Annotated in this window: 11 protein-coding genes; 4 read left to right on the top strand and 7 right to left on the bottom strand. The window is 66.6% G+C overall.

Annotated features, from left to right (window positions below):
- Window positions 1-57 precede the first annotated feature (57 nt).
- A complete protein-coding gene (locus tag MasN3_RS17450) occupies window positions 58-1,263 on the top strand; it encodes an EAL and HDOD domain-containing protein (protein WP_281908876.1) in 1,206 nt (401 codons plus the stop codon).
- A gap of 15 nt (window positions 1,264-1,278) precedes the next feature.
- Here the strand turns inward: MasN3_RS17450 and MasN3_RS17445 are convergent, their stop codons facing one another.
- From MasN3_RS17445 to metG, 7 genes are all read right to left on the bottom strand, one after another.
- Complete coding sequence (locus tag MasN3_RS17445) at window positions 1,279-1,929, bottom strand: PilZ domain-containing protein (protein WP_281908874.1); 651 nt, start codon at window positions 1,927-1,929, stop codon at window positions 1,279-1,281.
- The gene (locus MasN3_RS17440; protein ID WP_281908873.1) at window positions 1,926-2,051 is read right to left on the bottom strand and encodes a hypothetical protein; all 126 of its coding nucleotides are present in this window, start codon (window positions 2,049-2,051) and stop codon (window positions 1,926-1,928) included. Before MasN3_RS17440 ends, MasN3_RS17445 begins: the two co-directional genes overlap by 4 nt.
- Window positions 2,052-2,173: 122 nt before the next feature.
- Window positions 2,174-3,013, bottom strand: coding sequence for a pantoate--beta-alanine ligase (panC, locus tag MasN3_RS17435; protein ID WP_281908872.1), 840 nt, complete (start codon window positions 3,011-3,013; stop codon window positions 2,174-2,176).
- A gap of 35 nt (window positions 3,014-3,048) precedes the next feature.
- The gene (locus tag MasN3_RS17430; protein ID WP_281908870.1) at window positions 3,049-3,930 is read right to left on the bottom strand and encodes a segregation and condensation protein A; all 882 of its coding nucleotides are present in this window, start codon (window positions 3,928-3,930) and stop codon (window positions 3,049-3,051) included.
- Window positions 3,931-3,946: 16 nt separating this feature from the next.
- A complete protein-coding gene (locus tag MasN3_RS17425; protein ID WP_281908868.1) occupies window positions 3,947-4,156 on the bottom strand; it encodes a DUF3460 family protein in 210 nt (69 codons plus the stop codon).
- An 81-nt stretch (window positions 4,157-4,237) separates the two neighbouring features.
- A complete protein-coding gene (locus MasN3_RS17420) occupies window positions 4,238-5,554 on the bottom strand; it encodes an enoyl ACP reductase FabMG family protein (protein WP_281908866.1) in 1,317 nt (438 codons plus the stop codon).
- Window positions 5,555-5,737: 183 nt separating this feature from the next.
- Window positions 5,738-7,894: a methionine--tRNA ligase gene (gene metG / locus MasN3_RS17415; RefSeq protein ID WP_281908864.1), complete on the bottom strand. Its 2,157-nt coding sequence runs from the start codon at window positions 7,892-7,894 to the stop codon at window positions 5,738-5,740.
- Between the two features lie 149 nt (window positions 7,895-8,043).
- Here metG and apbC point away from each other — a divergent pair, with 149 nt between their 5' ends.
- The 3 genes from apbC to MasN3_RS17400 all read left to right on the top strand — a co-directional run bounded on the left by apbC (window position 8,044) and on the right by MasN3_RS17400 (window position 12,881).
- On the top strand, window positions 8,044-9,132 hold the full coding sequence (apbC, locus tag MasN3_RS17410) for an iron-sulfur cluster carrier protein ApbC (RefSeq protein ID WP_281908863.1): 1,089 nt from the start codon (window positions 8,044-8,046) through the stop codon (window positions 9,130-9,132).
- 24 nt (window positions 9,133-9,156) lie between these two features.
- Complete coding sequence (locus MasN3_RS17405; RefSeq protein ID WP_281908862.1) at window positions 9,157-10,176, top strand: RNA methyltransferase; 1,020 nt, start codon at window positions 9,157-9,159, stop codon at window positions 10,174-10,176.
- Window positions 10,177-10,316: 140 nt separating this feature from the next.
- Complete coding sequence (locus MasN3_RS17400) at window positions 10,317-12,881, top strand: putative bifunctional diguanylate cyclase/phosphodiesterase (protein ID WP_281908860.1); 2,565 nt, start codon at window positions 10,317-10,319, stop codon at window positions 12,879-12,881.
- Window positions 12,882-12,908 lie beyond the last annotated feature (27 nt).

The following is a 12,908-nucleotide window of genomic DNA, read 5'->3' as shown; positions in this document are numbered from 1 at the left end:
ACGCGCCGGGCCACGGCGCCGCCCCGCGTACCGCAACACGTTTCACTCACGCGCCCCATGCATCAAACTAACTTCATCGTCCGCGAACCGCTGCTCGATCCCAGGCAGCGCGTCATCGGCTACGAGCTGTCGTGGCAGCACCACGACGGCCAGACTCCCACCGACCAGGAGCTGGAAGACCTGGTCGGCTTCGTCGCCGGGCACGTCAACCACGCCGAGCACGGCTGGATGCTGCGCGACAAGCTCCTGTTCCTCGACGCCGTGCCCAAGATGCTCTCGCTCGACGCGCTGCACGCACTGCCGCCGGAGCGCACCGTCCTCACCCTGAACATCCGCAAGCTGACCGACCCCGACGTGCGCGCCGCCGTGCAGGCCGTGCGCGTGGGCGGAGTCGGGGTGTCGATCCGCGGCGCCGACCTCCGGCTGCTGGGCCGGAACCTAGCGCCCTACGCCTCCTACGTCGAGGTGCAGTTCGCGGGCAGCGACGTCGCCACCCAGGCCCGCACCTACGCCGCCGCCAGGCACGCCGCGGTGCGCATGGTGGGGCGCCCGGTGGCGACCTGGGCCGACTTCGACGCCTGCGCGGCGCTTGGCCTGGACGCCTTTGTCGGCAAGCTGCACCTGACCCCGCGTCCGGGCAATCCGGTCAAGGGCATGAACCCGACCCAGAGCACCATCCTGCAGCTGATGCAGCTGGTGCAGAACAACGAGGACCTGCCCAAGCTCGAGAACATCCTCAAGCGCGATCCGGCGCTCACCTACAAGCTGCTCAGCTACATCAATTCGGCCGGTTTCGGGGCCGCGCGCAGGGTCGAGTCGCTGCGCCAGGCGATCGCCCTGATGGGCTATGCGCCGCTGTACCGCTGGCTGGTGCTGCTGCTGGCCACGGCCAGTTCGAGCGGCTATTCGCCGGTGCTGATGGAAACCGCGGTGGTGCGCGGCCGCCTGGCCGAGCTGCTCGGCCAGGCGACGCTGCGCGGCGAGGGCGAGCACCTGTTCGTGGCCGGCATGTTCTCGCTGCTGGACCGCGTGCTGGGCCTGCCGATGCAGGAAGTGCTGGAGACGGTGCCGCTGCCGGAGGAAGTGGTCAGGGCGCTGGTGTCGCGCGAAGGTAGATATGGGCCTTACCTGGCCCTGGCCGAGGCCTGCGAGCTCAATTCGAACCTGGTGGCCTCGCTGGCGCAGTCGCTCGGCATCGCGCCGCTGGAGCTCAACAAGGCGCACCTGTCGGCGCTGGCCTGGGCCCAGTCGATCGCCGCCTGAAGGCCGCAACCCGATTCAGCGCGGCGCCGCGCGCCGCTCGGGCGTCCCGGTGGTCACGAAGCGCTCCAGCGTCTGCTGCATCTGCATCGAGATGCTGGCAAAGCTGCATCCCACCTGCACCTGCTCGCCCAGCAGGAAGGTGCGGAAGGGCCGCAGCAGGCGCACTTCGAGGTCGGCCGTGATCACCAGGTTCGGCCCCAGCTGCAGGCGCACGCCCTCCAGCTTCTTTCCCACATGCAGCCCGAAGCACTGTTCGGGCGTCGCGCGCAGTCCCACCCCGCCTTGCGAGAAGTCGTACAGGGGCAATTCCATCTCGCTTCCCTTGATGCGGAAGGTGGCCAGGTAGTGCAGACCCACCGGCGTCTCGACCCGGCGCCCGGCGCGGCGGTTCAGCACCAGGCAGGCGGGCGGGAATTCGGCGGCGACGTGCAGCTTGTTGGACGGCAGCGGCTTCCAGGACTGGTCGAGCTCGAACTGCAGCTTGGCGTTGCCGCCCAGCGAAGCGACCAGGGTGGCCTTGCCGGCGGGAGGGCGCTCGCTGCCGGTGAAGTCGATCACGAAGTGCGGCAGCGCGGGGTCGACCGACTCGATGCGCGCCAGCAGCGGCTCGATCCAGCCGGCCGGGAACACCGTGACCGGCTCGCCGGACAGGGACAGCGCGCTCAAGGCTTCGCCGATGTCGAGGGATCGCGCATTTCATGCGGCTCGGCGGTCCTGCCGATGCGGCTGAGCGCGTCCGATTGCCTCGGCGGGCCCTTGCGGTCGATGGGAGCGGCGGTTTCGTTCACGGCGACTTTCCTTGCAGGATTCCTTCATGGTGCGCGTACACCCCTGGGAGTGCGCGCGCGTCAAGTATAAGGCCAGTCCAGCTGATATTGCAATTTAGCAAGCAACGATAGCGATTTGTTACTCAGATTTCCAGGTTGTCGATCAGGCGCGTGTTGCCGAGCTTGGCGGCGGCCAGCACGACCAGCGGGGTGCCCGCTTCCAGGTCGGCCGCGCCCGGCGCCTGCAGGTCGATGCGCTTGCGGATCGACACATAATCCGGCTGCCAGCCGCGCGCGGCCAGGACGTCCATGGCCTGGCGCTCGACGGCGGCGACGTCGCGGCTGCCCGCGCGCATCGCTTCGGCCACGGCGCCCAGCTGCCGGTACAGCGTGGGCGCTTCGAGGCGCTCCTCGTTCGAGAGGTAGCCGTTGCGCGAGGACAGGGCCAGGCCGTCTTCGGCGCGGAAGGTCTCGGCGCCGATGATCTCGGTCGGCAGGGCGAACTGGCGCGCCATGTTACGGACAATCATCAGCTGCTGGTAATCCTTCTTGCCGAACACGGCCACGCGCGGCTGCACGCAGGAGAACAGCTTGGTCACCACGGTGCAGACGCCGTCGAAGAAGCCGGGGCGGAACTCGCCTTCCAGGGTGTTGCCCAGACCTTCGGGCGGGCGCACGCGGTATTCCTGCGGCTCCGGATACATGTCCTTCTCGGTGGGCGCGAACAGCACGTAGACGCCTTCCTTCTCCAGCTTGGCCACGTCGTCCTGGAAGGTGCGCGGGTACTTGTCGAAATCCTCGTTCGGGCCGAACTGCAAACGATTGACGAAGATGGACGCCACCACCGGGTCGCCATGGCGGCGCGCCAGGCGCATCAGCGACAGATGGCCTTCATGCAGGTTGCCCATCGTCGGCACGAAGGCGGTGCGCAGCTGGCCGCGCAGCTGGTCGCGCAGTTCGTCGATGGAGGAAATGATTTTCATGGGAGTAACAGAATAGGAGTAAGGTAACCGGCTCTTCAAGCCGGGGAATAGGCCAGGCGCACATAGATCGGCGCAAAGGGCTCGGCCTGCGTGATCTCGATCAAGGTTTCCTTCGCCAGTTCGAGCATGGCGACAAAGTGTACAACCACGATAGGAATCGTGTGCTGGCCCGCGAACAGGTCGGAAAATTCGACGAAGCGCTGCGACTGCAGGGTGCGCAGGATGGCCGACATGTGCTCGCGCACGGACAGTTCCTGGCGGCTGATCCGGTGGTGCTGGGTCAGCTTGGCGCGGCGCATCACATCCAGCCAGGCGCGCTGCAGGTCCCAGGGGTCGACGTCCGGGAGCACCGGCGCCAGGCCCTGTTCGACGAACAGCTGCGGGCGCACGAAGTCGCGGCCTTCCTGGGGCAGGGCGCCGAGCGCCACCGCCGCCGCCTTGATCTGCTCGTAGTCCAGCAGGCGGCGCACCAGTTCCGCGCGCGGGTCGCCGACGTCCTCGACCAGGTCTTCATGCCGCTTGGGGAGCAACATCCGCGACTTGATCTCGATCAGCATCGCGGCCATCAAGAGGTACTCGGCGGCCAGCTCCAGGTTGCGCTGGCGGATCTGCTCGACGTATTCCAGGTATTGCAGGGTCACCTGCGCCATCGGGATGTCGAGGATGTTGAAGTTCTGCTTGCGGATCAGGTACAGCAGCAGGTCGAGCGGACCTTCGAAGGCATCGAGGAAGACCTCGAGCGCATCGGGCGGGATGTACAAGTCGTTGGGCAGGCGCGTCAGGGGCTCGCCGTACAGGCGCGCGATGGCCGCCTCGGCCGCATCGGCCGCTGCGTTCAGGTGCTCGTCGTGGATTGGCGGGTTGGCCCCATCCTGCGGGGGATCGGCCGCGCCGGGCGCGGCCTGCTCGGGCAGCATGGGGCTTACCTCGGCCTCAGACCTTGGACTGGTACGGGTAGGCTTGCTGGCGCAGGCGCGACGCGTTGATGCGCTCCTGTTCGTCCAGCGACAGCGGGGCCTTGTCCCACAGCAGGGCGCGGCCTTCCAGCTGGCGCTCTTCCATGCCTGGGGTCTTGGACTTCAGTTCCTTGATGAACTTGGTGTGCTCGGATTCGTACAGCGAGTGTTGTTTCTTGAAAAACATGATTTCCAGAGAGAAGTGAGGAACATCCGGACAAACGTTGCCCGGGGCAGATTCTTCTGCCCCGGGCCGTGCGCGTCAAGTTTACTTGTGCAGTTCGTTCAGCTGGCGGGCGATGATGTCGTGGTTGAGCCACAGCACCGGGGCGATCTTTTCCGACGCGCCATGGAACATCAGCGGACCGGCGCCTTCCAATACGAGGCTGGACAGGTGGTCGGTGATGAGTGCCTTCTTGTCCTTGTGCAGGTTGGTGATGGCTTCCGAGGTGCCGATCATGACTTCGGCCAGCTCCGGGGTATTGTCCATCGGCCAGGCTGCGAAGTTGCGGAAGTGGGCGCTGGTCGCGTCATTATTGTAGTGCTCGATGGTGTCGAGCAGGGACTGCAGCGAAATGTCTTCGCCCAGCAGGTCCTGGCAGATTGCCCATTGCTGGTCTGCCCATGCGCCGCCGCCTTCCTTCTTCAGCGCGAGCAGCAGCGGGAACAGCGACAGCTCGACGCCGACGAAGATGTCCGAGGAATTGGTGCGGATTTCCGGGCAGTTGAACACGGTCGCGGCGATGCCCTGGTTCCAGGCGGCCTGGGCGATCGACTCCAGGCGCATCTTGGCGTAGCCCTGGGTGTAGTTGGTGTAGGTCTGCCAGGTGTACTCGCCGCCGATCAGGATTTCGGTACCGTGGTAGCCATAGGCGGTGTAGCGCACTTCGCCGCCGGCGCGGGTCACGCGCTCGCGGATCGTGCTGGACGCATCGATCAGGTACTTGAGGGTATTGGCGGTGACTTCGTCGAAGTTCATCAGGATCAGCTTGCCCAGGTCGCTGTCGAGCAGGGCGCGCGAGGATTCGAAGCGCTCGCCGCGGCCTTTGTAGATGCGGTTGGCGATGGCCAGGAAGGCCTTGATCTTCGGGATGCCGCCGGCCATGGTGTGGGCGAAGAAGACGTTGGCGCCTTCCGGGATCAGCTTGTCGATCTCGGCCATCGCCTGGGCCGCCGAGCTGGTGAAGCGGCGCACGCCGGCTTCGCGGCAGCGCTCGATCTTTTCCCAGTCCAGCTTGTCGTCCTGCCAGGTCTTGAGCTTGACGTCCGCCAGCAGTTCGGTCGGATTCTGCTCGCCTTCCGGCGCGTCCATGTCGAAACCGGCCATCAGCGGCACGTTGACGATCTTGCCGCCGAGCTTCTCTTCCGCTTCAAGGTGTTCTTCCGCGGTGAGGGCGCGCAGGGCGCCGGACTCGTCGCGGCGGCCGACCGTGATGCCGACGATGCGCATGCCGGCGGCGCGCGCCTCGTCGATCAGGCCGTTCACATAGCCGCGGCCGAACAGCTCGCCGAACAGGACGAACACGTCGCCCTTGCGGAACACGTTGGCCTGCGGAATATGGCGGAGAGGAGTGAATTCGGTCATCTTATTATCTACCTATCTTGTATGGTCTGAAGAAGGCTGCCGGCAAGGGCCGGTGGAAGCACGAGTTTCAGAAAAATAACACGTCATTATAACGCCGCGGATGGGCGTGGCGTTGATTTTGGCGGTGGGGAAGAGGCGGGAATGCCGGGCTCCCTGCTGTGGCGAGCCCGGCGCGGGTCTGGCTCAGCGGATACGCATGCCCGGCTGCGCGCCCGGCGTCGGATCCAGCAGGTACAGGCCTGGATTGGCTTTCTCGTCGGCGCTCGATGCGCACAGCACCATGCCTTCGGACACGCCGAACTTCATCTTGCGCGGCGCCAGGTTGGCGACCATGACGGTCAGCTTGCCGACCAGGTCTTCCGGCTTGTAGGCCGACTTGATGCCCGAGAATACGTTGCGGTAGCGGCCTTCGCCCACGTCCAGGGTCAGGCGCAGCAGCTTGCCGGCGCCTTCGACGTGCTCGCAGTTGACGATCCTCGCCACGCGCAGGTCGACCTTGAGGAAATCGTCGATCGAGATTTCCGGCGCCAGTTCCTCGATGTCGTCCGCCGGCGCAGCCTCGGCCACGGGTGCCGCAGTCGCGGCGGCAGCCGGTGCAGGTGCAGCCACTGCGGGAGCGGCCGCAGGGACGCCTGCCGGCTTGTCGAACAGGTTCTCGACCGTCTTCGCATCGACGCGCTGCATCAGGTGGCTGTAGGCGCCGATCGTGCGGCCCAGCATGGTCTCGTAGACGGCCGCGCCATGGGTATCAAGCCAGCTCAGCTCGCCGTCGCCTAGGAACTCGGTGACGCGCGCGGCCACCTGCGGCAGCACTGGCGACAGCATGATGGTCAGCTGGCGGAACAGGATCAGCGCGGTGGTGCAGACGTCGTGCAGTTCAGCAAGCTTGGACTCGTCCTTGGCCAGCAGCCAGGGCTTGTTCTCGTCCACGTACTGGTTGACGATGTCGGTGATCTCCATGATCTCGCGCATCGCGCGGCCGTACTCGCGCGCCTCAAAAGCGGCTGCGATGCTGGCCTGGCGCTCGGCGCCCTCGTTCATCAGGGCCTTGCAAATCCAGCCCTTGGCCTGGTCGGACAGGCTGTCGGCCAGCTTGCCGTCGAATTTCTTGGCGATGAAGCCGGCGCAGCGGCTGGCGATGTTGATGTACTTGCCGATCAGGTCGCTGTTCACGCGGGCCACGAAGTCTTCGCCGTTGAAGTCCAGGTCTTCCACCTTGGCGTTGAGCTTGAAGGCCAGGTAGTAGCGCAGCCACTCCGGGTTCATGCCCAGCTCGAGGTAGCGCAGCGGCGAGATGCCGGTGCCGCGCGACTTCGACATCTTTTCGTTGTTGACCGTCAGGTGGCCGTGCACCGCGACCTTCAGCTTGTCGATGATCGGGTGTTGCGAGAAGTTCAGCATCGCCGGCCAGAACAGCAGGTGGAAGGACACGATGTCTTTGCCGATGAAGTGGACCTGCTCGGCTGCCGGGTCGTTCAGGAAGGCTTCGTAGTCGATGCCCTGTTTGCTGAAGTAGTTCTTCAGCGAGGCCAGGTAGCCGACCGGCGCGTCCAGCCACACATAGAAGAACTTGCCCGGCGCATCAGGAATCGGGATGCCGAAATAGGGCGCGTCACGCGAGATGTCCCAGTCGGCCAGCTTCTCGCCGGACTCGCCCAGCCATTCCGAGACCTTGTTCACCATTTCCGGCTGCAGGCGGCCCGGGGTGTTCAGCCATTCCTTCAGGAACGCGAAGCAGCGCGGGTCGGACAGCTTGAAGAAGTACTGTTCCGACGGCTTGAGGATCGGGGTCGAGCCGGTGAAGACCGAGAACGGGTTGATCAGCTCGGTCGGCTGGTAGGCGGCGCCGCAGACTTCGCAGTTGTCGCCGTACTGGTCCTTGGCGTGGCAGGTCGGGCATTCGCCCTTGATGTTGCGGTCGGCCAGGAACATGCCCTTGACCGGATCGTAGAAGCGGTCGACGGTCTTGGTATAGATCAGGCCGGCGTCAACCAGCTTGCGGTAGATGCCCTGCGACAGTTCGACGTTCTCCGGCGAGTCGGTGGAATACCAGTTATCGAAAGCGATGTGGAAGCCGTCCAGGTACTGCGGGCGGCCGGCGGCGATCTTGGCCACGAATTCCTGGGGCGTGATGCCTTCCTTCTCGGCCGCGATCATGATCGGGGTGCCGTGGGTGTCGTCGGCGCAGACGAAGTGCACCTGGCGCTGGTTACCATTGTCGCGCTGCATTCGCTGGAACCTCACCCAGATGTCGGCCTGGATGTATTCCATCATGTGGCCGATATGGAAGGCAGCGTTGGCGTAGGGCAGGGCGGTGGTGACGAACAGCTTGCGGGTCATGGTGGTCGAAGCGCTTTAGGTTTTGGGAAAGAAGCATTTTAACAGCGGAAGCCTGTGCATGCGCAGCAGCGACGGCCCGCATTTGCCAAAGCAACAAGAAGCCGCCGCCGTTTTGCGCTACACTTCGCCCCATCACATTGGAGAAACACATGAGCATCACTGAGAACGATGTCAAAGCAGCATTGTCGGCGGTCATCGATCCGAATACCGGGAAGGACTTCGTTTCTTCCAGATCCATCAAGAACATCAAGCTCAGCGGTAATGACGTCGCCTTCGACGTCGAGCTGGGCTATCCGGCGGCCAGCCAGCTGGCAAGCATCCGCGACAGCGTTGTGGCCGGCGTCAAGGCGCTGCCCGGCGTGGGCAGCGTGACGGCCAAGGTGACCACCAGGATCCTGTCGCACGCGGTCCAGCGCGGCCTGAAGGTTATGCCGAACGTGAAGAACATCATCGCGGTCGCCTCGGGCAAGGGCGGCGTGGGCAAGTCGACCACCGCCGTCAACCTGGCGTTGGCCCTGTCGCTTGAGGGCGCCAGCGTCGGCATCCTGGACGCGGATATTTACGGCCCTTCGCAGCCGATGATGTTGGGGATTAACGCCCGTCCCGAGAGCCGCGACGGCAAGACCATGGAACCGCTCGAGAACCACGGCGTGCAGGTGTCCTCGATCGGCTTCATGATCGACCCGGACGAGCCGATGGTCTGGCGCGGCCCGATGGTCACCGGCGCGCTGCAGCAGCTGCTGGAGCAGACCAACTGGCGCGACCTCGACTACCTGATCGTCGACATGCCGCCGGGTACCGGCGACATCCAGCTGACCCTGTCGCAGAAGGTGCCGGTCACCGGCGCCGTCATCGTCACCACCCCGCAGGACATCGCCCTGCTGGACGCGCGCAAGGGGCTCAAGATGTTCGAGAAGGTCGGCATCCCGATCATCGGCGTGGTCGAGAACATGAGCACCCACATCTGCTCCAACTGCGGCCACCACGAGGAGATCTTCGGGGCCGGCGGCGGCGAGAAGATGTGCCGCGACTTCGGCGTCGAGTTCCTCGGCAAGCTGCCGCTGAACCTGTCGATCCGCGAGCAGACCGATTCCGGCCGCCCCACCGTGGTGGCCGATCCGGACGGTCCGGTCGCGAGCGTGTACAAGGAGATCGCACGCAAGGTCGCCGTCAAGGTCGCCGAAAAGGCCAAGGACATGAGCAGCAAGTTCCCGAGCATCGTCGTCAAGAACGACTGATTTTTTACCAACTGGTAAAAAAACATGCGCGTGTCCAGCATCCGCGAGCGCCTGGCCCTGCTGGGCGCGCTGCCGCTGCACCAGGAGCGCGTGCTGCGCGACTGGGTGCAGGGCGCCGCCCACGAGCGCGGGCGCCGTCCGGCCTCCGATTTCCTCCCCAAACCGGTGCGTGCAGCCTTGCCCGGGCTGGACGCCAAACTGGCCGGCCTGGTGCGGCTGGTCTCCAGCCACCCGGGCGAGGACGGCTCCGAACGCCTGCTGGTGGGCTTGAGCGATGGCCAGATGGTCGAATCGGTGCTGCTGCCGCGCGACGGCGTGTGCGTCTCGAGCCAGGTCGGCTGCGCGGTCGGCTGCCAGTTCTGCATGACCGGCCGCGACGGCCTGTTGCGCCAGGTGACCAGCGGCGAGATCGTGGCCCAGGTGGTGCTGGCGCGCTCGCGCCGGCCGGTGAAGAAGGTGGTCTTCATGGGCATGGGCGAGCCGGCCCACAACCTCGACAACGTGCTGGAAGCGATCGAGCTGCTCGGCATCGAGGCCGGCATCGCGCACAAGAACCTGGTGTTTTCGACCGTCGGCGACCTGCGCGCCTTCGAGCGCTTGCTGGACGCGCGCGTGAAACCGGCGCTGGCGCTGTCACTGCACACCACCAAGGCGCCGTTGCGCGCCGAGCTGCTGCCGCGCGCGCCGCGCCTGGCGCCCTCAGCGCTGGTCGAGCACGGCGAGCGCTATGCGCGCCTGACCGGCTATCCGGTCCAGTACCAGTGGACGCTGTTGGAGGGCGTGAACGACGGCCCCGACGAACTGGACGGCATCGTGGCGCTCCTGCGCGGCAAGTACGCCATCCTCAACATGATTCCCTATAACGCCGTGCCCGACCTGGCATTTCGCCGGCCGAGCTGGGAGCGCGCCCGCGCGATCGCCGCCAGCCTGCACGCTCGCGGCGTGCTGACCAAGCTGCGCGATTCGGCCGGGCAGAACGTCGACGGCGGCTGCGGCCAGCTGCGCGCGCGGGCCGGGCGCACGATCGCCCTGCGCCGGGCTTGAGCGCCGTTCATTCACACGTCCTTGCTCGTCTAATACGGCGCTGCCGCGCGGATTTCCAGCAACTTTCTGTTCGAAAATAAAGTTCACAGGAATCTTCCTGCCTACACTCGGAGTTTGGAGCGTGGTGCATGGGATGCTTGATGAGCGATAACAGCAGACAGCGGTGGCGCAGGCGTTACCTGGACGCGGCTCACCTGTTCGTGCCGGCCAGGCTGCGCCAGGATGCGACCGTGCTGGCGCGTGCCGAGAACGTGGTGGGCGCGGCCCTGATGGCGGCCACCGCCGGCCCGCTGTACGCGCTGGCCTACTGGAAGCTGGGCCTGCCGCTGGCGGCCGCCGAGATCCTGGCCTGCTGCCTGCTCATGCTGATGGCGCCCCCGCTGCTGCGACTGACCGGCAGCATCGCCCTGGCGCGCGAACTGTTCCTGTGCGCGCTGTTCTTCAATTTCACCTGGCTGACCTGGCACCTGGGCGGCATCCATGCCCCCACGGCCAGCTGGCTGATCACCGCGCCGGTGGTGGCGATGTTCCTCGGCGGCGTGGCCAGCGGCGTGTTCTGGCTGGCGGTGAGCTGCGCCGCCGCCGCCGCGATCTGGGGCGTGAGCGCCTTCGGCCTGGCGGCGGCGCCCGCCCCGAGCCTCGACATGCCCTTGCTGCACCTGATCTGCAACCTCGGCCTGTATGTCGTGGTGCTGGTGTTCGTGCTGCTGTTCGAACTGACCAAGACCGAGGGCTTCGTCAAGCTGCAGCGCGCCCTGGCCACCATCAACGAACTGGCGATCCGCGATGAGCTCACCGGCAGCCACAACCGCCGCTTCCTGCTCCGCCTGATCGACCGCGAAAAGGAGCGCGCCGACCGCAATGGCCGCCCGTTCTGCCTGTGCCTGTTCGACATCGACGTCTTCAAGCGCATCAACGACACCTATGGGCACGCAGCCGGCGACCTGGTGCTGCGCCGCTTCGCCGAGGCGGTGCAGGGGCAGGTGCGCGGCACCGATGCATTCGGGCGCTACGGCGGCGAGGAATTCCTCTTGATGCTGCCCGAGACCCCGGTGCCGGACGCGCTGGTGCTGGCCGAGCGGGTGCGGCGCGTGATCGCCGGCCTCAGCTTGCGCGGCGCCGAGACGGGCGGCAGCGGGATCAGCCTCACGGTATCGGTCGGCGTGGTCGAATACCGGCTCGGCGAGGCCGTGGCCCAGGCCATCGCGCGCGCCGACGAGGCGCTGTACGTGGCCAAGTCGCTGGGGCGCAACCGGGTCCATTGCCACGACGAGGACGAGCGCCTGCCGGTGCTGCCCAAGCCGGCGCCGGAGCAGGGCGCGGCGCACGGACTTGGCGCGAGGCCGGGCGCCGCGCGCTTGCGCGATGCCGGACCGGGCGCCCAGTGCGACCAGCTCACCGGCCTGCTCAACCGGAACCTGCTGCGCGACCGCCTGCGCCACGCCATGGACCGCGCCAACCGCAACCGCCGCCCGGTGGCCCTGCTGCTCCTGAACATCAACGGCTTCAAGGAGATCAACGACGAATTCGGCTACGAAGCCGGCGACGAGCTCCTGGCCCAGGCCGGCGCCGCGATCCGGCGCTGCCTGCGCGATTCCGACACGGTGGCGCGCTGGGGCGGCGACGAATTCATCGCGCTGCTGGAAGACCTGAGCTTCGAATCCGACGCCCAGGTGGTGGCCGAGAAAATCCTCGACCGCTTCGGCCTGCCGCTGAGCGTGGCGGGGCGCGAGTGCTTCGTCACGCTGGCGGTGGGCGTGGCCCTGTATCCGGCGGCCGACTGCGACCTCGACGCCCTGCTCAAGCGCGCCGACATCGCCATGCGCGGCGCCAAGCACTGGGGCGAGAACAGCGTCCAGGTCTACTCCGGCGACACGGTGCAGCCGCAGAGCGAGCGCCTGGCCCTCAAGAACGGCCTGCGCGACGCCCTCGCGCAGGGCCAGTTGTTCCTGGAATACCAGCCGCAGATCGACCTGGCCACGCGCCGCGTGGTCGGCGTCGAGGCCCTGCTGCGCTGGCAGCATCCGGTCTATGGACGGGTCGCGCCCAGCCGTTTCATTCCGCTGGCCGAGGAGACCGGCATGATCGTCCCGATCGGCGACTGGGCGCTGCGCACCGCCTGTCTGCAGAACCGCGCCTGGCGCGCCAGCGGCCTCCCGGAGATCAAGACCGCGGTCAACCTGTCCGCGCGCCAGCTCAAGGAGCCCGGGCTGGCGGCGCGGGTGCTGGCGATCCTGTGTGAAACCGGGATGCCGGCGCGCTGCCTCGACCTGGAGATCACCGAGGGCATGCTGATCGAGGACCTGGCCGGGAACTGCGCCTTGATGAGCGGGCTGCGCCAGGCCGGGGTGGTGGTGTCGATCGACGACTTCGGCACCGGCTACTCGAGCCTGAACTACCTGTCCGAACTGCCGATCGACATCCTCAAGATGGACGGCCTGTTCGTGCGCCGGCTGGGCGCCGCCGGCGCCGGCAAGCCCGGCGCCCGCTCGTACGCGATCGCCGAGGCCATCGTGTCGATGGCGCACCGGCTCGGCCTGAGCGTGATCGCCGAGGCGGTCGAGACGCCCGAGCAGCTGGCCGACCTGTGCGCGATGGGTTGCGATTGCGCCCAGGGGTATTACTTTGCCCGCCCGCTGCCGCCCGCCGAGGTGGCGGCGATGCTGGCACGCCAGGTCGAGGACGCGCTCCCCCTGCCGGCTTGAATTCCCGCCCGTAATGCTTGTCCGCTC

It is taken from the genome of Massilia varians, assembly GCF_027923905.1.
Lineage (GTDB): Bacteria > Pseudomonadota > Gammaproteobacteria > Burkholderiales > Burkholderiaceae_D > Telluria > Telluria varians_B.
The sequence above is the reverse complement of the archived record's forward strand: the minus strand, read 5'-3'. Positions and strand labels throughout refer to the sequence as shown.

Excerpts from the sequence above, each read along its gene's own strand:
- MasN3_RS17450 (WP_281908876.1), top strand. The coding sequence starts at position 58 with ATGCATCAAACTAACTTCATCGTCCGCGAACCGCTGCTCGATCCCAGG.
- panC (WP_281908872.1), bottom strand. The coding sequence starts at position 3,013 with ATGAAAATCATTTCCTCCATCGACGAACTGCGCGACCAGCTGCGCGGC.
- MasN3_RS17430 (WP_281908870.1), bottom strand. The coding sequence starts at position 3,930 with ATGCTGCCCGAGCAGGCCGCGCCCGGCGCGGCCGATCCCCCGCAGGAT.
- MasN3_RS17425 (WP_281908868.1), bottom strand. The coding sequence starts at position 4,156 with ATGTTTTTCAAGAAACAACACTCGCTGTACGAATCCGAGCACACCAAG.
- MasN3_RS17420 (WP_281908866.1), bottom strand. The coding sequence starts at position 5,554 with ATGACCGAATTCACTCCTCTCCGCCATATTCCGCAGGCCAACGTGTTC.
- metG (WP_281908864.1), bottom strand. The coding sequence starts at position 7,894 with ATGACCCGCAAGCTGTTCGTCACCACCGCCCTGCCCTACGCCAACGCT.
- apbC (WP_281908863.1), top strand. The coding sequence starts at position 8,044 with ATGAGCATCACTGAGAACGATGTCAAAGCAGCATTGTCGGCGGTCATC.
- MasN3_RS17405 (WP_281908862.1), top strand. The coding sequence starts at position 9,157 with ATGCGCGTGTCCAGCATCCGCGAGCGCCTGGCCCTGCTGGGCGCGCTG.
- MasN3_RS17400 (WP_281908860.1), top strand. The coding sequence starts at position 10,317 with ATGAGCGATAACAGCAGACAGCGGTGGCGCAGGCGTTACCTGGACGCG.